Origin of the sequence: Paraburkholderia fungorum, assembly GCF_900099835.1 — a bacterium.
Taxonomy (GTDB): Bacteria; Pseudomonadota; Gammaproteobacteria; order Burkholderiales; family Burkholderiaceae; genus Paraburkholderia; species Paraburkholderia fungorum_A.
Genome location: NZ_FNKP01000001.1, coordinates 1,235,924 through 1,254,431 on the forward strand (window position 1 = coordinate 1,235,924; position 18,508 = coordinate 1,254,431).

Below are 18,508 nucleotides of genomic sequence, written 5' to 3' on the forward strand. Positions count from 1 at the left end.
CGCGGCTGATCAAAACATAGCAACAACGCCAAACGCAGCGCCCATGCAGCGCGCGATACGGCTATCAGGAGAACACTGTCCGGATGATGAACCGAAAGCTTCACCCGTCGTCGCCACGCTGGTCGAACCGGCTGTACAGGATTGCGACGACGATCTATCGCAAGCGTCCGGTATGGATGGTGTCGTTCTCCGCGAGCGAGGCGAGTCTGTCTGAAGGGCTGAGAGCCGCGTGTGCGTCGACGGCCATGCTCGCGGTGGGCAATGTGCTGCACGATCCGATCTTCGCGTGGGCCGCGATCGGCGCGTTCTGGACCTGTCTCGCCGATGCCGCCGGTTCCAACCGGGCCCGTTTCGCGTCGATGATGGGCTTTGCGCTGCTGTCTACGTTGTGCGGCGGCATCACCTCTTTTGCGTCGGGCTCGAGCGCTGTATTCGCGGCACTGGCGGTGCTCGCGTTCACGACACTCGGCGCATTCGGCCGCATCTGGGGTGCAGCCACCTCGCAGGTGACGATCCTCGCGGCGACCGCCTGCGTGGTCATGGTCGACCGGCCGATGCACAGCGTTCGCGCGGGCCTCGCGTTTCTCGGCGTGTATCTGGTCGGCTGCCTGTTTGCGATCGCGCTGAGCCTGACCGTGTGGCGCATTCATCCGTTCGGCGCGAGCCGGTCGTCGTTGCGCACGGTGTATCTGCGGCTCGCCGACATTGCACTCGACAGCGCGCGTCTGCTCGAACAACGCGCTATTCCACGCGATTGGGCCACCCACGCCGCCAAGTTCCGCGCCGATGCCCGTGCTGCATTGGAGCGGTCGCGCAAGTTACTGGCAAACGTGCCTCCATCGAGAACAGGCAGTCGCGAAACCTACGACACCTTGCTCGGTCTTCTCACCGACAGCGAAGCGCTGTTCGCGTATCTGATCGCCGTCTCGGGCGCATGCGAACGCGCTCCCGCCGACGCATGGCGCGCGAAACGCGCAGCCCGATTGCTGGGCGCGATTGGCGAGGTGCTGCGCGGTATCGGCGCGGCGGCGGGTGAAGGCCGCTTCGAGCGTCTAGCCGATTTCCAGCGACGTCTGCGCCGACTCGCGCAACGGCTCGAAAACGCGTTGATGGAACCGGTAAAGCTGAAGTCCGACTTCGAACTGGTCGACTTCGCGCCCGCTTACGAGCAGCCTGCGAAGTGGACGGAGAGCGCCGCCCGCCTGATGACGTGGATCGTCTCCACGCTCAAGGCCAATCAGTCGTGGCAATCCGTCGGCTTGCGCCATGCGGCGCGCGTCGGCGTGACGACCACCACCGGCTTTCTCGTGATCCGCGCGCTGGGGTTGCCGTTCGGCTACTGGGCGACCATGGCGACGCTGCTGATCCTGCAGCCGTCGATTGCGGCGACCTGGCCGCGCAGTATCGAGCGCGCGGCGGGCAGTATTGTCGGCGGTGTGCTGGCGGCGGCAATCGGTTACGCGATTCATTCGCCGCTCGGCATTTCGCTCGCCGTCTTCCCGCTGGTGATGGCGACGATGGCGCTGCGTCCCGTCAGCTACAGCCTGTTCGTGCTGTTTCTCACGCCGACCTTCGTGCTGGTCGCCGACTTCGCGACGCCAGGCGCGAGCGAATTCTCGTTTGCAATCACGCGGCTCGGCAATAACGTGCTCGGCTGCGTGCTCGCTTTGCTGGCCACGTTCTACCTTTGGCCGACGCGCGAGAAAGTCGACTACCGCGCGTATCTGGGCAAAGCGGTACGCGCGAATCTCGCGTATCTGCGGGCTGCGCTGGAGTCGCCGCGCCGCAGTGAGAAGGAGATGGAGCAGTTGCGTCGCGCGGCGGGTCTTGCCAGCAACAACGCGGAAGAAGTCATCGGACGGATTCGTTTGGAGAAGCTCGAAGATTCGATGGTCGATACGGTGACGCTGACGGTGTTGAGCCTGTCGCGCCGGATGGCGGGGACGGCCACGCAATTGCGTCTGACTACGACGCGGCGCGAGCGTCACGATGAACTGATGGCATGGGTCGCGGCAATGAGTGCCGATATCGACGCCGCGTTGAACCGTACGCTAAAACCGGTCCGGCACGAGCTTCCGGCACGTGAGAATCTGACGTCGCTCGAAGCGGATGCAGTGGGCGAAATGGCGCGGATGCACCGCTTGCTTACCGAGCGGATGCGTGAGGCGAGGGGGTAAGGTTGAGCGGCGGCAGGGGTGTTGCCGCAGCGTCATGATGCGCGGGGGCGCTTCCGCGGTTTTTCAGTTGCCGGTGCTTCAACACACTCCCTGTGCTTTGACTCGCTTCCGCGTTTTGATGGGCGCGGGTGCTTGACAAGCGCTGTCGCTTCGAGCGGCGCCAATGCATCAACAGGCTCTGCCGCTTCGTCAACCTCCGCGACTTCAACAACCTCAGGCGCAGGCAACACCGACTCCAACGTCCTCAACCCCGCCGCCAGTGCGCGCTTATCGACCGCCGTCAGCCGCTTCACCCAATACTCCGCGGTCGACGCCTTCGACCGGTCCGCGAGTTCAAACGACGCCAGCACCCGCACCGGCTTGCGCGAGCGCGTATAACGCGCGCCTTCGCCGCTCGCGTGTTTATCGAAACGCGCCTGCACGTCGGTGGCGATGCCCGTATAGATGCTGCCGTCCGAGCATTCGAGCAGATAAAGAAACCACGCCATAAATGCGCTTCAGCCTTTGAACGGATTGTGTTCGCGCAGCTCGTCCACGTACGCGTGGATGCTGTTCTTTTCGTTATCGAGGAAGTGGCCCACCGCATCGGCGAAAGCGGGATGCGCGAGCCAATGCGCGGAACGCGTCACCGTGGGCAGGAAACCTCGCGCCATCTTGTGCTCGCCTTGAGCGCCGCCTTCGAACACCCCAAGCTTTTCCTCGATGCAGAATTCGAGCGGCTGATAGTAAGCCGTTTCGAAGTGCAGACACGGTACATGTTCCAGCGCGCCCCAGTAACGGCCATACAACGTGCCGCCGTTTTTCCCATCGCGCTGATACACCACGAGCGAACTCGCAATCGGCTTGCCCTCGTATTCCGCGATCACGAGCAACAGGTTTTCCGGCATCGACGCACCGATCATCCGGAAGAAGTCGAGGTTCAGATACGGACTCGAAAAGTGCTCGCGATAAGTCTGCCGATAACACTTGCTGAAGAAGCGCCAGTCCGCGTCCTGAATATCTTCGCCGCGAATCCGGCGCATCGTCACGCCCGCTTCCTGCACCTTGCGACGCTCCGCGCGAATGTTCTTGCGCTTCTTCTGTTCGAGCGTCGAGAGGAAATCGTCGAAGTTGCGATAGCCGTCGTTGAGCCAGTGAAACTGCACGCCTTCACGCTGCATCATGCCGAGACCGGTCAGCGCGTTCGCTTCGGTCTCAGTCGGAAACAGCACATGCAGCGACGACACGTCGGCCTGTTCGGCAAACGCCATCAGCGTGGCCGCGAGATGGCGCAATGCATGCGTATCCGCGGACAGTAACCGGTTGCCTTGCACCGGCGTGAACGGCACTGCGCACAGCAGCTTCGGGTAGTAGGGCAGACCGTTGCGTTTATATGCATCGGCCCAGGCCCAATCGAACACATACTCCCCATACGAGTGCCCCTTCAGATACACGGGCGCGGCCGCTACGAGCTTGTCCGTGCGCGGATCGGTGAGCGTGACGAATTGCGGCGCCCAGCCGGTATCGGCGACCGCGCATCGGGTCGCGTGCAGCGCGCTCAGGAACTCGTGCCGCAAAAACGGCGTGGGTTGCGACTGTTGCGCGAGGAGGGCGTTCCATTCGGCGGCGTCCACCTCGGAGGGCGACGCGAGAATGCCCGTGCGATAATCAAAGCGTTCCTGGTTCAATCTGTGTGACTGTTCCGAATGAGCGACGCGGTGCGTTTCAGGCCTTTCAGGGGCCATCAAATGCTGCGTCGTTTGTTTATCCGATTTGTCCGTTCCTTCGAACTAACCAGCTGCGGTACTCGCAAGCCTGTGTCGCTTGCCCGTCGATCCTGCCATGAAGACCCGAATCGCTCTTGCTCAAATCAATGTCACCGTCGGCGATTTCGCCGGCAATGTCGCGAAGATTGTCGCTGCCGCGCGCTTAGCGCACAACGATGGTGCGAAGCTGCTAGTTGCACCTGAACTCGCGCTGTCCGGCTATCCGCCCGAAGATCTGCTGCTGCGCCCCGCGTTCTACACCGCGAGCGCCGCCGCGTTGGCCGACCTCGCCGTGCAACTCAAACCGTTCACCGGCTTGCATGTGATCGTCGGCCATCCGCTCAGAGACGTAGCGCACGGCCATGGTAATGCAAACGCGCCGATCGAGCGCGGCGTGCCGCCGGTCGACACGTTCAATGCGGCGTCGCTGATCGTCGACGGGGAAGTGAAGGGCACCTATCGTAAGCAGGATTTGCCGAATACCGAAGTGTTCGACGAGAAGCGCTATTTCGCGTCCGACCCGCAGCCGTTCGTGTTCGAACTCGACGGCGTGAAGTACGGCGTGGTGATCTGCGAAGATGCGTGGCATGCATCGGCCGCGCAAATGGCAAAGGCGGCCGGCGCGCAAGTCGTGCTGATTCCAAACGGCTCGCCTTATCACCTGAACAAGGAAGCGGTGCGCTTCGACATTCTGCGCGCGCGGATTCGCGAGACCGGCCTGCCGATGGTCTATGTGAACATGGTCGGCGCGCAGGACGAATTGGTGTTCGACGGCGGTTCGTTCGTGCTCGACGCACAAGGCGAGCTGGTCGCGAAGATGGCGCAGTTCGAAGAAGCGACCGCGATTGTCGAATTCGACAACGGCACACCGCTGCGTGCGGGAATCGCGCCGGAGCAGTCGCTCGAAGCGCAGGTGTACGCCGCGCTCGTGATGGGCGTGCGCGACTACATCAACAAGAACGGTTTTCCGGGTGCGTTGATCGGCCTGTCGGGCGGCGTGGATTCTGCGCTCGTGCTCGCGGTCGCGTGCGACGCGCTCGGCGCGGATCGCGTGCGGGCGGTGATGATGCCGTCGCGCTATACCGCCGACATCTCGACCACCGACGCCGCCGAGATGGCTCGCCGCGTCGGCGTGCGCTACGACGAAATCGCGATTGCGCCGATGTTCGACGCGTTCCGTGGCTCGCTCGCCGAAGAGTTCGCTGGCCGTGCCGAAGACGCTACCGAAGAGAACATCCAGGCCCGCATCCGCGGCACGTTGCTGATGGCGCTGTCGAACAAATTCGGTTCGATCGTTCTGACCACCGGCAACAAGAGCGAGATGGCAGTCGGCTATTGCACGCTTTACGGCGACATGGCGGGCGGCTTCGCGGTGATCAAGGACATCGCGAAGACACTGGTCTACAAGCTGTGCCATTACCGCAATCAGGCCACCACGTTCAGCAAGCAGGACGTGATCCCCGAGCGGATTCTGACGCGCGCTCCGTCGGCGGAGTTGCGTGAGAACCAGACCGATCAGGACAGCTTGCCCGAATACGACGTGCTCGACGCGATCATGCGCATGTACATGGAAGAAGATCGCTCGCTCGCGGAAATCATCGCGGCGGGCTATGCGGTCGACGACGTGAAGCGTGTCACGCGGCTCATCAAGATCAACGAATACAAGCGTCGTCAGGCGCCTATCGGCATTCGCGTCACGCATCGCGCGTTCGGACGCGACTGGCGTTATCCGATTACTTCGCGCTATACCGAACCGGTTGAATGAGCGTCGGCATTACGCGTACCGCGCGTGAAGCCAAACTCGAAGCAAACCCGAACCACGCGCCGGATTGCCGCAATGTATCCGGCGCGGCGTAGAATAAAAATCATCCATTTTCCTTTCACTCTTCCTATCACGAGACGAGGTTCGCCATGAAGCGCATCACTGCAGTCATCAAACCGTTCAAACTCGACGAAGTGCGCGAGGCGCTCGCTGAAGTCGGCCTGACCGGGCTGACCGTTACCGAAGTCAAAGGCTTTGGCCGCCAGAAAGGGCATACCGAGCTCTATCGTGGTGCAGAGTACGTAGTCGACTTTCTGCCGAAGGTGAAGATTGAAGTCGTAGTCGCAGACAACCAGTGCGATCAGGTGATCGACGCGATCATCGGCGCAGCGCGTACGGGCAAGATCGGCGACGGCAAGATTTTCGTCGCGGAAGTCGAGCGCGTGATCCGTATTCGTACGGGCGAAGAAAACGAAGCAGCGGTTTGAAGCGCCTGACTTCGCAATAGCGTTAAAGCAAAACAGACGCACGGTTTATTTTCGCCGATACGAACTCCCGCGCACCGATCCGGTGCGGTGAATTCAAAGTCGGCGGAATAGTGGAATAAAACCGTGCGCTGAAATAAAAAACGGTGCAATACCCTTGCGGACATTGCACCGATACGCGCCTCTCGCAGCAGCGTGAAAAAGATTCTTCTTGAAGAAGTCTTGATTGTGGTGCCCCGAAGAAACTTTCTTCGGGGCCCATCGTTCGATTAGAACGAGTGTTGGATACCTGCGTACACGCCGGTTTGAGCGTGACCCGGCAGCGGGTTGTCCGTTGCAGCGTTCGTGCCCGGATTGTTCGCGTTCAGGCCGAAGTTTGCATTGCGGCTGTTTTGTGCCGTAGCAACCTGGATGTCAAGCAGCGTGCGCTTGGACAGGTTGTACGAACCGCCGACCGTATAGATCGTCGCATTGCCGCCGCCATTGTTCGCGTTCACGTGGTACACCGCTGCGATAAGAGCTGCAGCCGGCGTTGCTTGCCACGTCACACCGCCCCATTCGTGGTCGAGGGTAGTCGGTTGGCCCGGCAGAACACCGGTAGCACCCGCCGAACGGACAGCCTGGTAAGCAGCCTGAACCTTGAACTGGCCGAGGAACACGTTGACCAAAGCCGAGTATTCACGCGATGCCGAGAACACGCCGCCGCCTACGTTAGCCGCGTTGATGTCGCCGACTTGCGGGCCATACAGACCGCCGTTGGCCGGATTGCGGATTTCGTCATACAGACCGCGAACCTGGAACAGCGAGTTCGTGTAGGTGATCTGTGCGCCAGCTTCGCGACCTTGAGCGGTCGAGCCATTGCCGTTCCAGCTCGTTGCGTTCGACAGAGCGTATTGACCGTAGAAGTCAAAGCCTGCGATCTTCGGCGACTGGTACGCGAAGTTGTTGCTCGATTGCGGCCAGTTGCGGCCACGAACCAGCGATGCCGACGACCAGTTGGATTGACCGAACGGGTCAAAGTCCCACACGCCGTTCGAGATGAAGAGCATGCGGCCCATCGTGAACGTACCGTATGCGTCGTTCGACAGACCAACAGTTGCCCAACGATTGAAGAGACCGCCGCCGCCAGGACCTGCGCCCGTCATCGTGTTGAACGAGCCTTCCAACTGGAACAGAACCTTGTTGCCGCCACCGATGTCTTCAACGCCCTTCATACCCCACAGGCTCGTACCCCAGTCGCCGCTTTCTGCTTTCCAACGGTTGGTGCTTTGAGTTGCCGCACCAGTACCGCCGCCGCTCGGAACACCCGACATGTACTCGATGCCTGCATCAAGGCGGCCATACAGCGTCACGCTGCTTTGGGCGTGTGCAACAACGCCAGCTGACATCAGCGCCGCGGCGAGCAAAGCTTTCTTCATCTTCTCCTCCATACCCTGTCAAAAAGTAAACCCAGTACTGCGAATGGTGCTCGGACGCAAACAACGCCGAACAGAAATCGGTACGTACCAGGGAGATTAGCGGGTGGATTGGGTCTCCTGCCGTGACGTGTAGCCTTGGGGCTATCTAGTCGTCATGCCGATCCCTCGCCGACCGGTTCTCCTCTGTGCTTTGAAGTAAAACTACTTTTAATCAACTTTGTTTTGCTACTTTGGTTACTAATTTATCAAAAATACACTTCTATGGGAGAAGAAATTAGTACCTGTCGGAGAGGGTGTCTCCAAATTGCAATAGGAATGTGCGCAATGACCCGTTGCCACATCCCCGGAAAGCGCTTAAATCCTTATCCAATAAGGGATTGATGCTTCTGGGATGGCAATCTTAAGGATTGTCACTATTGACGCTTCCGAAACGGCGGAGTAAGGCGGGGAGAGGGTAGAAAAGGTTCGCGAGGAGCGATTTTTGGGCATCGAAATACCCAGAATGCATAGGGAAACGAAACAAAAAAGGCGCTCGAAAGCGCCTTGTAATACTACTTCGACTACAGCCCAAATAGCGGGCTTGTAGTCATATTCGAGTCGATTTTATTTGAGGCTGCCGGAAAGGAATTGCTTAAGGCGTTCGCTTTTCGTGTTGCCGAATACTTCGTCAGGATGGCCCTGTTCTTCAACGCGGCCTTGATGCAGAAACATCACGTGATTCGATACGTTGCGCGCGAAAGCCATCTCGTGCGTGACGACGATCATCGTGCGGCCTTCTTCGGCGAGCGTCTGCATGACCTTCAATACTTCGCCGACCAGTTCGGGGTCGAGTGCGGAAGTCGGTTCGTCGAACAGCATCACGTCGGGTTGCATCGCGAGCGCGCGCGCAATCGCCACACGCTGCTGCTGGCCGCCCGACAGATGCGACGGGTACTGTTTTTCCAGACGCGGCGCGAGTCCCACTTTCTCGAGATATTCGCGCGCGCGTTCTTCGGCTTCCTTGCGCTTCAGACCCAGCACATTGATCGGCGCCTCGACGATGTTCTCGAGCACGTTCATGTGCGACCACAGGTTGAAATGCTGGAACACCATCGACAGCCTGGTGCGCACGCGTTGCAACTGCTTCGGGTCCGACACGCGCAGCGCGCCGTTCTTGCCGATCTGCGTGCGGACTTCCTCACCGTCGACGAAGATGCGGCCCGAGTTCGGCTGTTCGAGAAAGTTGATGCAGCGAAGCATCGTGCTCTTGCCCGAACCGGACGAGCCGATCACGCTGATCACATCGCCGGCATTCGCTTTGAGCGACACGCCTTTGAGCACTTCGTTATCGCCGTATTTTTTGTGAAGCTCGTCGACGAAGAGCTTCTGCTTCTTGGTGTTCATCAGGGTCCTTGACGAGCTTACTTGCAGAGGGCTTATGGCCCAGGGTTACTTGCCTTGCGGCCGCAGGTAAGCGAGCCAGCGACGCTCGGCGCGGCGGAATAGCCACACGAGCGCAAAAGAAATACAGAGATAAAGGAGCGCGGCGAGACCGAATGCGTTGAACGACTGATACGTAGCCGAGTTCACGTCGCGTGCAATCTTGAGGATGTCCGGCACGGTCGCGGTGAACGCAACGGTGGTGGCGTGCAGCATCAGGATCACTTCGTTGCTGTAGTAGGGCAGTGCGCGGCGCAGCGCCGACGGCAGAATCACACGGCGGTACAGCGTGAACGACGACATGCCGTACGCACGGGCCGCTTCGATCTCGCCATATGGCGTGGCCTTGATCGCGCCGGCGAAAATCTCGGTGGTGTATGCGCAGGTGTTCAGCGTGAACGCGAGCAGCGTGCAATGCATGCCGTCGCGGAAAAACGCATTGGTCAGTTCGTTATTGCGGATGATTTCGAGGCTGTACAAACCGGTATAGCAAAGCAGCAACTGCACGTAGAGCGGCGTGCCGCGAAAGATGTACGTATAGAGCCACACGAGGCGGGAGAGCCACTTCTTCTTCGACACGCGCGCCACCGCGAGCGGCACCGACAGGCAGAAGCCCAGTCCGATCGACACCACCAGCAGCCACATCGTGATCGCGAGGCCGGTGAAGCGGTAGCCGTCGGTGAAGAGATAATTGCGCCAGTATTCCTGGATGATCCCGATCATAGATCCGCCTTTCGCACGCCGGTCGAATAACGCTTTTCGAGGTACATCAGCACGAAGTTCGACACTGTGGTGATGACGAGATAGATCGCCCCGGCAAACAGGGTGAAGAAGAAGAACCGCAGCGTGCCCTTTCCGGCGTCCTGCGACGCCTTGACCACGTCGGCGAGACCGATGATCGACACCAGCGCCGTGGCCTTGACCATCACCTGCCAGTTATTGCCGATGCCGGGCAGCGCGAAACGCATCATCTGCGGGAACATCACGCGGGAGAACACCTGCCAGTTGGTCATGCCGTACGCCGCGCCCGCTTCGAGCTGACCGCGCGGCACCGCGAGAAACGCGCCGCGGAACGTCTCGGTGAAGTACGCGCCGTAAATGAAGCCGAGCACCGCGACGCCGGCCACGAACGGGTCGATGTCGATCTGGTCCCAGCCGAGCAGGTCGGTCAGGTTGTTCAGCCAGATCTGGATGCTGTAGAACAGCAACAGCATCAACACCAGATCGGGCACGCCGCGCACGAGCGTGGTGTACACCGTACCGATGCCGGACGAAATTCGATTCTTCGACAGTTTCGCCGCCGCGCCGAGCAGGCCCAGCACGAAAGCGAACACCAGCGACAACACCGCCAGTTTGACGGTTTGCCAGGTGCCGTTGAGAAGCAGCGGGCCGTAGCCTTGAAGGAACATAGGGGGTCCTTGACGATGCGTTCGCGACACACCGCGAAAGACGCGGCCAGCTCTGCGCCGCGTGGGCGGCGAGCCGGGGCTCGCGTGCTTCGCGGCGCACAGCGCACCGCTGTGCAAATCATGACTGCATGGACGTTGCCGGCCTTGCAGCGCGCTTGGTGGACTCTCGTCCCGAACCTGGTTTGAATCTACTGCTGACGACTGTATTACGAAGCCCCGGGAAAGCCCATGCGGGCGAGCCCCGAGTGTCGCGGATGCTGCGTGTTACCTGTCACGTGCTGCTGTCGCCGGAGTTGCGCCTGGCCGGTTTGCGAGCGGACGCTGCCGGTGGCGAAGGCGCAATCTCCAGGTTCACCGTCCAGGATAAATATCGAAGTCGAAATACTGCTTCTCGATCTTCTTGAACGTGCCGTCCTGATGAACCTGAGCCAACGCCTGATTGAACATCGCCTTCAGGTCGGTATCGCCCTTGCGCAAGCCGATGGCCGTGCCTTCGCCGATCGTCTTCGGGTCCTTCACTTCCGGGCCGGCCCACGCGAAGCCTTTGCCGCGCGGCGTTTTCAGGAAGCCGGCGTCGGCCTGCACTTCGTCCTGCAACGCAGCGTCGAGACGGCCGGACGCGAGGTCGGCGTACACCTGATCCTGATTCTGGTAGGGCACCACGGTCACGCCCTTCGGTTCCCACCAGGCTTTTGCGTAGGCTTCCTGGGTCGAACCCTGCTCGACGCCGACGGTTTTGCCCTTCAGCGATGCAGCGGTAGGCAGCAACGGCGAGCCTGCTTTGGCGATCATGCGGGCCGGGGCGTCGAACAGCTTGTCGGAGAAGTCGATCTGCTCACGGCGCTTGTCCGTGATGGTCAGCGACGACACGATCGCGTCGAACTTCTTGCCCTTGAGCGCCGGGATGATGCCGTCCAGATCCGATTCGACCCAGACGCACTTCACGTTCATTCGTGCACACAGTGCGCGGGTCAGATCGGCGTCGAAGCCGACCACGTCGCCGCTCGGCGCCTTCGATTCAAACGGCGGGTAGCTGGCGTCCACGCCGATGCGCACGGTTTTCCACTCTTTCGCCATCGCGCTGGTGGCCACGAACGCAAGCGCCACGCACAGTGCGAACTTCTTCATGTTTCTCCTGGATCAAACTGATCGTCGTGATGGCTCGAACTCGACGACCGCCGGCGTTTCGCCGACCGTCGCTATTCTAGGCGGTCAAAATTGTCGTGCCGCGCGGGATGCGCCCGGGTGCCGCCGACGGCTTTCCGATGCATCAAGGAAGCCTGGGGTGGGTCGCAAAGCCCGGTGCGATAAGGCTGCGCCGCCGCTGCGATGTTGCTGCGATCTCGTCGCGACCGACCTGGCTAGACTCCGTCGGCGCGCGGTGAGCGCCCACGCGTATCGAAAAGCGCGGTATTTTACCCGAAGAGCGGCGGGGCGCCAGTCTGGTGCGCGGGCGATGGCAAACTCGTGGCCGCGCTCGTTGTGTATGCGCGACGCCGGGCGCTTTGCGGCGGCTATCGGGGCGTCTCTCGGGGCGGCGTTTTGTCCGCAGCCGTGACGCCGGGGGCCGCGAGGTGTCGGCAACCTTGTCTGCGTTTGAGACCGTTTTCGACCGGACAAGCGAAGCGGCCCACTAGCCGCCGCCCGATTGCACGGATTTATAGGACGGTCCGGTGCGTTCTCGCCCGATTGTTTAGCGCGGCCGCTGCCCCTACATTCTCGACATCGCTATTTAACTATCAGATTGGGAGCCCCACCATGATCGAGATTCGCCGTTCCGAAGACCGCGGCCACGCCAACCACGGCTGGCTCGACTCGTATCACAGCTTCTCGTTTGCCGATTACCGTGATCCGCAGCACGTTCATTTCGGGCCGTTGCGGGTGATTAATGAAGACCGTATCGCCGGTGGCGAAGGTTTCGGCACGCACGGCCATCGTGACATGGAGATCGTCACGTACGTGCTCGAAGGCGCGCTGGCGCACCGCGACAGCATGGGCAACGGTTCGACCATCCGTCCCGGCGACGTGCAGCGCATGAGCGCGGGCACGGGCGTGCAGCACAGCGAGTTCAATGCGCTGCCGGACGACACCACGCACCTGCTGCAGATCTGGGTGATTCCGAAGCGCGCGGGCGACCAGCCCGGCTACGAGGAAAAGCGTTTCGATGCCGCAGACAAGCGAGGCCGCCTGCGGGTCGTCGCTTCGCCCGACGGCCGCGAAGGCTCGGTGACGATTCACGCGGACGCGTCGATTTATGCCGGGCTGATCGACGGTACGGAAAGCGCCACGTTCACGTTGCCGAAGGGACGTCTCGCGTATGTGCACGTGGCGCGCGGCGCGCTGACGGTGAACGGCCAGGCGCTCAAGGCCGGCGACGCCGCCAAGCTCAGCGAAACCGATCTCGTCACGCTGGAGAAGGGCGAGGACGCGGAAGTGCTGCTGTTCGATCTCGGCGAGCTTAACGGCTGAGCATGCCGTTCATCGCGTGAGCGATGAACCATGACGCTAAAGCGGCGCGAACCCCGGCCTGCCGGATCGATGCACAAACAGAAACGCCACGGAAAATTCCGTGGCGTTTTTGCATTCGCCGGACGGCTGCGGAAGCCCGCCCGGCGTTGCAGGAAAACCGCTTATTAGTTCGCGGCCGGCGCCGACGCTGCGCCCTTATGATCACGATGTTCCCAGCGTTCGCGCATATGCTCGTGACGCGATTCCATCTTCGCAAAGCGCTGCTTCAACGCCGTGCTGACGGTAGTCTTCTGCTGGTCGTTCAGGCCGTTGTAGAACTTGAGCCACGCGTCGGTGGTTTGCTGGCGCAGTTGCGCATCTTTCTGCTCGACCTGCTGATGCGCGGCGGCCATGGCGTTCAGATCCAGGATCGGCTGTTGCTGCGCAGCCTTAAACTGGTCCTTGATCTGCTCGTGATTGGCGCGCATGGCTTCGTGACCCTGCTTCATCGTGTCGAGCGCCGCTTGCCACTGCTTTTCCTGATCGGCGTTCAGCTTCAGCTGGTCGTGCAACTGGGTCAGTTGCTTCATGAAGTGGCCGTGCCAGCCGCCGGGGCCGCCGTGACCCGCCTGACCGGCAGGCTGGGCGGCATAGGCGGCGCCAGCGCCAATGGCGAGGGCGGTGGCGGCAACGGCGAGAACGCGCGACATCTTTTTGGTGGACATGTAAGGCTCCTTGTAATGGAATAGCCGACGATGCAACCGGTAATGTGTTTCGGCCTGCATTCGGTAAGACACAGCGTAGAGAAGCCCGGTCATCGCTGTGTTACGCGGCGTGCCACCGCTATTACGGAGAATTACGTGCGCCTTTCACCGTAACACCCGGTAACCCTTGAAGGGTGCTGGTTAACAAAAACCATTCCTGCTGCGCGTTAAACTTCAATCCATGGCTACTCAAATACTTGTTGTCGACGACGACGTCGAATTGCGCGATCTGCTGCGCGACTATCTGGCCCGTCAGGGCATCGAAGTGTCGGTGCTGCATGACGCGGGCTCGCTCGAGCGCAGGCTCGAACGCGAGCGCCCGGATCTGATCGTGCTGGATCTGATGATGCCGGGTGTCGACGGCCTTACGGCGCTGCGCAAACTGCGCGCGTCGGGCGACGATATCCCCGTCATCATGCTTACCGCGCGTGCGGACGACGTCGACCGGATCGTCGGGCTGGAACTCGGCGCCGACGACTACCTCGGCAAGCCGTTCAATCCGCGCGAGCTGCTGGCGCGCGTGCAGGCAGTCTTGCGGCGGCGTCGCACGTTGCCGTCGGCGGCGGCGCCGGAACAGCGCGAGCCGTTCAACTTCGGCCGCTTCACGCTCGACTTCCAGTCGCGCACGCTGCATCTGGAAGACAAGCCGCTCACGCTGTCGGGCAGCGAATTCGCGCTGCTGAAGATCTTCGTCAATCACCCCATGCGCACGCTCACGCGCGAACGCCTGCTCGAACTGCTGCACGGTCCCGAATACGACGGCACCGACCGCGGCATCGACGTGCAGGTGTGGCGACTGCGCCGCATTCTCGAAACCGATCCGTCCACGCCGCGCTTTATTCAAACTGTGCGCGGCCGCGGTTACGTGTTCGTCCCTGACGGCGAGCAGCATGCGTCGGCCCATTGATTCGCTGTTCGGGCGGCTGGCGCTATTAGTCGTCGCTGTATTGCTGCTGTCGCATTTCGCGTGGTTCTCGCTGATGCGCCTCGAGCGTTCCCAGCAGCAGACACGCTACGCGGTCGAAGAAGCGACTTTTCTCGTCGAGGCGGTGCGTCAACACGTGGTCCGTTCGCCGGATCTGCCGTTGCCGTCGCGAGTGAAGCTGGTCGATCCGGCGAGTGCCGAGGTGCCACCGGAGGGCTTGGAGATGCCGCCGCCGCTCGAACGTTTCGTCGAGGACGTGCGCGATCGCATGCCGGCCGGCACGCAGGTGCGGGTTGGTCAGCCGGGCAAGCCCCCTGAGTTGTGGGTGCGCGCCGCGACCGATCACAGCTGGATCGTCGTGCCCATGCAGCCGTTGCGCATGCCGCGTTCGCTCGACCGCACGGTGTTGTGGCTCGTCATCATTTTCTCGTTCGCGGTCATGGCGGCGCTGTTCGCCGCGTGGGCGTTACAGCAGCCGTTGCGTAATCTGGCTCAGGCGGTGGCGCGTTTCGGCCGTGGTTTGCCGGTGCCACCGGTGCCGGAACGTGGTCCGCGCGAACTGCGTCAACTGACGCATGGCTTCAATCAGATGGTCCAGGAAGTGGCGCGCACGGAAAACGACCGCGCCGTGATGCTGGCGGGCGTCGCGCACGATCTGAAAACGCCGCTCGCACGTTTGCGGCTGCGTGCCGAAATGATGGACGAAGTGAAGATGCGCGACGGCGTGGTGCGTGACGTCGATTCGATGACACATATCGTCGAACAGTTTCTGGTGTTCGCACACGACGGCGCGGATCGCAGCGAGGCTGTCGAAGTGGATGCGCAGTGTGAACGCGTGGTGCGTAGTTATCGCGCGGTCGCGGCCGGTGCGCCGACCGTGCTGACCAGGCTCGATGCGGGACCGGGGTTTCTGTTGCCCGCCGCCACGCTCGACCGGATTCTGTCGAACCTGCTCGACAACGCACATGCGTATGGCGCTCCGCCTGTGACGGTCGCCACGGCGCGCACATCGCAAGGTTTTACGCTGTCGGTGAGCGACAACGGCAAGGGCATTGCTCCGCAGGATCTGATCAACGCCAGCCGGCCTTTCGTGCGGCTTGACCCGGCGCGCGGCGGCAATGGACATAGCGGGCTGGGTCTTGCCATCGTCGAGCGGCTGGTGCGGCGTGCGGGCGGGGAGTGGGAGATCGGTAACCACGACGGACGTGGTCTGCGAGTCCTGATGAGCTTTCCGTTCGAGGTGGTGCCGCGAGTAACGGCTGCGTCGGAAAATGCCTGGTAGGTCAGGTTGCCTATTGGCGGCGGCAGCCAAGGTATCAAATAAAACCGTACCTGAAACCTGTTAGATGCCGACTGGTGCAGGCGCTACGCGTCTGCACCTTTTCACTCGATATCCGGACGCAACGTCCGGATGTTTTTCACCGGGCCGGGCCCAGTGCGTCAGTCTGAAAACAGCGTATTCAACGCGTTTGCCGCGTCGCTATCTACCGTATTCCACGTCACTGTTTCGGCCTCGAAAATATAGTGCGTGGTGTATTTGCCGAGGCGCGCCAGTATCTCCTCCTGAATCAATTCCGGCGCGACGGCCAGTTTCAGATACCACGCCGTCGACGACAGGCGCGTCTGGAACGCACCATATTCAGCCAGCAGATGGTCGAATGCGTCGGCGTCCTGATCGCGACAGACGATCACCAAATTTCCCTTCATGCGAATCTCCCGTTAGAGCGGTAGCGGCAACCTCGATATCAAGGTCGATGATACCTGCTTCATTACGGGAAGCCCGGCGCGGATGCCTGCTTTGTGTCAGCTTCTGCACCAAGCGGAACTCCGCCCGCGCGCAAGGATATCTTGCGGTGAACGTAGCCTCACCATACGCTCGCCGCCGTGCGGGCGGGCGGGGCGGTGTCGTCGGGCGGCAGCGCTTCGGTGCGGTCGCGGCCGCCCGTCTTGGCCGCGTAGAGGGCGGTGTCGGCGCGGCTCATGATCCGCTCGGGCAGATCGTCGGGCGACAGTTCGGTGATGCCGATGCTCACGCTCAAGCCGACCGACGGCGGCAGCTTTGGCGAAGGATTCGCCTTCAGACGCAGCCGCAAGCGTTCGACCACGTCGCGGCCGGCGGCGAGATCCGTGGCCGGCAGCAGCAGGCCAAACTCTTCGCCGCCCAGCCGCCCGATCGAGTCGGCGCTGCGCAGCTCCGCCCGGCAGGTGTCGACGAAATGTTCGAGCGCGCGGTCGCCGGCGGCATGGCCGAAGCGGTCGTTGATCTGCTTGAAGTGGTCGAGGTCGGCAATCGCCATGCACAACGGCTCGTGGTTTGCCCGCGCGCGCTCGATCTCCCGGCGCAACAGGTCGAGAAAATAGCGCCGTGACAATGCGCCGGTCAGCGCGTCGTGACGCGCTTCCGCTGCAAGCAGCGTGTTGGCCGATTGCAATTGTTCCGCAAGATCGCGGGTCGCGCGATGGTGGCGGCGCTCGCGCACGTACGACACCGTGATCACCCACGCCAGCGCGACAGTCCCGGCCAGCGTCAGGAAAACCAGCAAATGATCGCGCTTATGATTGCGCAGCAGTTCAGGCCAGGCCGCGAGCGGATCGACCAGGTGCGCCGAGAGCCCCGAGTTCAGGCCGCTGCGGGTTTGATACAGCGACGGCGCGGGCTGCTCGGTCATGCCGAACAGTTGCCCGGCGACGGCCGCGGGCACCCACGGTGCCTCTTCCCGAACCTGCGTGTCGACACGAATCTCCATGTCGGGGAACACGTCGCGGCGATAGATCAGCTTGCGTTCGGCGGCGCTCATCTGCGTGACATGTGAGTGAGGCAGCATGTGGCCTTCGAGTTCGCTGTCGTGCGCCATGATGATCACGCCGTTGTCGTCGGAGACGAAGGTGCCCTCGTGCGCGACCCAGTGGCGCAAGCGGGCGATGCCCACCTTCGCGACCACCACGCCGACCAGCAGACCCTCCGCATAGACCGGCGCGGCGATGAAGATACCCGGCTCGCCGCTCGCGCGGCCCACGCCGTACGCCTCGGAAAACGCGCCGAGCAATGCATTCGTCAGGTAGGCGCGCGTGCGCATGTCGATGCCGACGAACGAGCGCTCGGCTGCCTGCGGATTGTTGATCGAGTCGCTCGACGCCACGCAGACGCCGTTGGCATTGACGAGCCAGATCTGGTCGAGTCCGGAGAAGCCCTGCGCGTCATGCAGAAAGTTGCTGACGGTGGTCATCTGCCGGTCTTTTAACAACGCGGCGCGCAGAGCGGGTTCCGCCGCCTCGTTGTTCACGGCATAATTCTGGGATTGCACCAGGGCCCGCTGGACCACGTCCATTTCGGCCATGGTTGCGGGGATGGCGCGAGACATGGCGAGGTCGCTGGCAATCACCTCTCCCATGTTGTCGACAACCGACGTGGACATTTGCCGCTGCGTGCGCAAGGCGGCGTCCAGCTCTTGCTGTACCATCCGGTCCGCGACCATGCCCGCCACGAACCAGCAACCCAGCACGATCAGCACGAAGCTGATCGGACCGGTTACCTGGCGCAAGGTTGTCCTGTTCATCGACCCTCTGATCCGTCTGGCTGTGACATGCAACAAGCTCAATCGTGGCAGCGCGCTGGCGCTGTGCCGACTCTGTGGAAGCGGCTGACCATACGCCGCCGCCGTGGCCCCGGATAACTGCTGGAAGAGGCGCATCGTTTCGTGATTTTAACCGCCATGGGGCCAGACGCCACCGTTATTGCGGGAATGCGAACTATCGTTGGCGCGTCTATATAGACATCAACGGCAGTCTGGCCGTCCGGCTGAAGGCCGGTGAGTGTCGCGGTCAGCCGGTCGTGGCTTTCGCGCTAGCCGCGAGATCCGGCAATGTGGCTGACGCGCCACGCTCCATGCATCGCAGAGTGATTCAGCGACGCGGCTCCAGACCGGTTTGCCGGACGTAGCCCGCGATTTATCGCG

At 61.8% G+C, this 18,508-nt stretch carries 15 protein-coding genes and 1 pseudogene; 6 read left to right on the forward strand and 10 right to left on the reverse strand.

What is annotated here, in order from left to right; genetic code table 11:
* Positions 1-83: 83 nt before the first annotated feature.
* On the forward strand, positions 84-2,177 hold the full coding sequence (locus tag BLS41_RS05475; protein ID WP_074763374.1) for an FUSC family protein: 2,094 nt from the start codon (positions 84-86) through the stop codon (positions 2,175-2,177).
* Positions 2,178-2,212: 35 nt separating this feature from the next.
* Here the strand turns inward: BLS41_RS05475 and BLS41_RS40280 are convergent.
* A pseudogene (locus BLS41_RS40280) lies at positions 2,213-2,665 on the reverse strand (GIY-YIG nuclease family protein); the annotation flags it as partial.
* 9 nt (positions 2,666-2,674) lie between these two features.
* Positions 2,675-3,844 carry a GNAT family N-acetyltransferase gene (locus tag BLS41_RS05485; protein WP_074763375.1) on the reverse strand — a complete coding sequence of 390 codons (1,170 nt, stop codon included), beginning with the start codon at positions 3,842-3,844 and terminating at the stop codon, positions 2,675-2,677.
* Positions 3,845-3,998: 154 nt separating this feature from the next.
* Here BLS41_RS05485 and BLS41_RS05490 point away from each other — a divergent pair, with 154 nt between their 5' ends.
* Both BLS41_RS05490 and glnK read left to right on the forward strand, forming a co-directional pair.
* Positions 3,999-5,687, forward strand: a complete 1,689-nt coding sequence (locus BLS41_RS05490) for an NAD+ synthase (protein WP_074763376.1) — start codon at positions 3,999-4,001, stop codon at positions 5,685-5,687.
* A gap of 146 nt (positions 5,688-5,833) precedes the next feature.
* A complete protein-coding gene (glnK, locus tag BLS41_RS05495) occupies positions 5,834-6,172 on the forward strand; it encodes a P-II family nitrogen regulator (RefSeq protein ID WP_074763377.1) in 339 nt (112 codons plus the stop codon).
* Positions 6,173-6,438: 266 nt separating this feature from the next.
* Here the strand turns inward: glnK and BLS41_RS05500 are convergent, their stop codons facing one another.
* The 5 genes from BLS41_RS05500 to BLS41_RS05520 all read right to left on the reverse strand — a co-directional run bounded on the left by BLS41_RS05500 (position 6,439) and on the right by BLS41_RS05520 (position 11,543).
* On the reverse strand, positions 6,439-7,587 hold the full coding sequence (locus tag BLS41_RS05500; protein ID WP_074763378.1) for a porin: 1,149 nt from the start codon (positions 7,585-7,587) through the stop codon (positions 6,439-6,441).
* Positions 7,588-8,190: 603 nt separating this feature from the next.
* Positions 8,191-8,970, reverse strand: a complete 780-nt coding sequence (locus BLS41_RS05505; protein ID WP_074763379.1) for an ABC transporter ATP-binding protein — start codon at positions 8,968-8,970, stop codon at positions 8,191-8,193.
* 45 nt (positions 8,971-9,015) lie between these two features.
* Positions 9,016-9,729, reverse strand: a complete 714-nt coding sequence (locus BLS41_RS05510) for an ABC transporter permease (protein ID WP_074763380.1) — start codon at positions 9,727-9,729, stop codon at positions 9,016-9,018.
* The gene (locus tag BLS41_RS05515) at positions 9,726-10,415 is read right to left on the reverse strand and encodes an ABC transporter permease (protein WP_074763381.1); all 690 of its coding nucleotides are present in this window, start codon (positions 10,413-10,415) and stop codon (positions 9,726-9,728) included. Before BLS41_RS05515 ends, BLS41_RS05510 begins: the two co-directional genes overlap by 4 nt.
* Positions 10,416-10,766: 351 nt before the next feature.
* On the reverse strand, positions 10,767-11,543 hold the full coding sequence (locus tag BLS41_RS05520; RefSeq protein WP_074763382.1) for an ABC transporter substrate-binding protein: 777 nt from the start codon (positions 11,541-11,543) through the stop codon (positions 10,767-10,769).
* 630 nt (positions 11,544-12,173) lie between these two features.
* On the opposite strand from BLS41_RS05520, the gene BLS41_RS05525 reads away from it, so the two are divergent.
* A complete protein-coding gene (locus tag BLS41_RS05525) occupies positions 12,174-12,884 on the forward strand; it encodes a pirin family protein (protein WP_074763383.1) in 711 nt (236 codons plus the stop codon).
* Positions 12,885-13,048: 164 nt separating this feature from the next.
* On the opposite strand, the gene BLS41_RS05530 is transcribed toward BLS41_RS05525, so the two are convergent.
* Complete coding sequence (locus BLS41_RS05530; RefSeq protein ID WP_074763384.1) at positions 13,049-13,588, reverse strand: Spy/CpxP family protein refolding chaperone; 540 nt, start codon at positions 13,586-13,588, stop codon at positions 13,049-13,051.
* A gap of 220 nt (positions 13,589-13,808) precedes the next feature.
* Between BLS41_RS05530 and BLS41_RS05535 the strand changes: the two genes are divergently transcribed.
* Both BLS41_RS05535 and BLS41_RS05540 read left to right on the forward strand, forming a co-directional pair.
* A complete protein-coding gene (locus tag BLS41_RS05535) occupies positions 13,809-14,534 on the forward strand; it encodes a response regulator (protein ID WP_007175815.1) in 726 nt (241 codons plus the stop codon).
* Positions 14,518-15,834 carry an ATP-binding protein gene (locus BLS41_RS05540; protein ID WP_074763385.1) on the forward strand — a complete coding sequence of 439 codons (1,317 nt, stop codon included), beginning with the start codon at positions 14,518-14,520 and terminating at the stop codon, positions 15,832-15,834. The genes BLS41_RS05535 and BLS41_RS05540 overlap by 17 nt, the downstream gene beginning before the upstream one ends.
* A gap of 158 nt (positions 15,835-15,992) precedes the next feature.
* Here BLS41_RS05540 and BLS41_RS05545 read toward each other — a convergent pair whose 3' ends face one another.
* On the reverse strand, positions 15,993-16,259 hold the full coding sequence (locus BLS41_RS05545; RefSeq protein ID WP_074763386.1) for a double-stranded DNA-specific endonuclease: 267 nt from the start codon (positions 16,257-16,259) through the stop codon (positions 15,993-15,995).
* A gap of 158 nt (positions 16,260-16,417) precedes the next feature.
* Positions 16,418-18,109 carry a sensor domain-containing diguanylate cyclase gene (locus BLS41_RS05550; RefSeq protein WP_074763387.1) on the reverse strand — a complete coding sequence of 564 codons (1,692 nt, stop codon included), beginning with the start codon at positions 18,107-18,109 and terminating at the stop codon, positions 16,418-16,420.
* Between the last annotated feature and the right edge of the window lie 399 nt (positions 18,110-18,508).

Coding starts and splice junctions, on each gene's coding strand:
- BLS41_RS05475 (WP_074763374.1), top strand. CDS start 84: ATGATGAACCGAAAGCTTCACCCGTCGTCGCCACGCTGGTCGAACCGG.
- BLS41_RS05490 (WP_074763376.1), top strand. CDS start 3,999: ATGAAGACCCGAATCGCTCTTGCTCAAATCAATGTCACCGTCGGCGAT.
- glnK (WP_074763377.1), top strand. CDS start 5,834: ATGAAGCGCATCACTGCAGTCATCAAACCGTTCAAACTCGACGAAGTG.
- BLS41_RS05500 (WP_074763378.1), bottom strand. CDS start 7,587: ATGAAGAAAGCTTTGCTCGCCGCGGCGCTGATGTCAGCTGGCGTTGTT.
- BLS41_RS05505 (WP_074763379.1), bottom strand. CDS start 8,970: ATGAACACCAAGAAGCAGAAGCTCTTCGTCGACGAGCTTCACAAAAAA.
- BLS41_RS05510 (WP_074763380.1), bottom strand. CDS start 9,729: ATGATCGGGATCATCCAGGAATACTGGCGCAATTATCTCTTCACCGAC.
- BLS41_RS05515 (WP_074763381.1), bottom strand. CDS start 10,415: ATGTTCCTTCAAGGCTACGGCCCGCTGCTTCTCAACGGCACCTGGCAA.
- BLS41_RS05520 (WP_074763382.1), bottom strand. CDS start 11,543: ATGAAGAAGTTCGCACTGTGCGTGGCGCTTGCGTTCGTGGCCACCAGC.
- BLS41_RS05525 (WP_074763383.1), top strand. CDS start 12,174: ATGATCGAGATTCGCCGTTCCGAAGACCGCGGCCACGCCAACCACGGC.
- BLS41_RS05530 (WP_074763384.1), bottom strand. CDS start 13,588: ATGTCCACCAAAAAGATGTCGCGCGTTCTCGCCGTTGCCGCCACCGCC.
- BLS41_RS05535 (WP_007175815.1), top strand. CDS start 13,809: ATGGCTACTCAAATACTTGTTGTCGACGACGACGTCGAATTGCGCGAT.
- BLS41_RS05540 (WP_074763385.1), top strand. CDS start 14,518: ATGCGTCGGCCCATTGATTCGCTGTTCGGGCGGCTGGCGCTATTAGTC.
- BLS41_RS05545 (WP_074763386.1), bottom strand. CDS start 16,259: ATGAAGGGAAATTTGGTGATCGTCTGTCGCGATCAGGACGCCGACGCA.
- BLS41_RS05550 (WP_074763387.1), bottom strand. CDS start 18,109: ATGAACAGGACAACCTTGCGCCAGGTAACCGGTCCGATCAGCTTCGTG.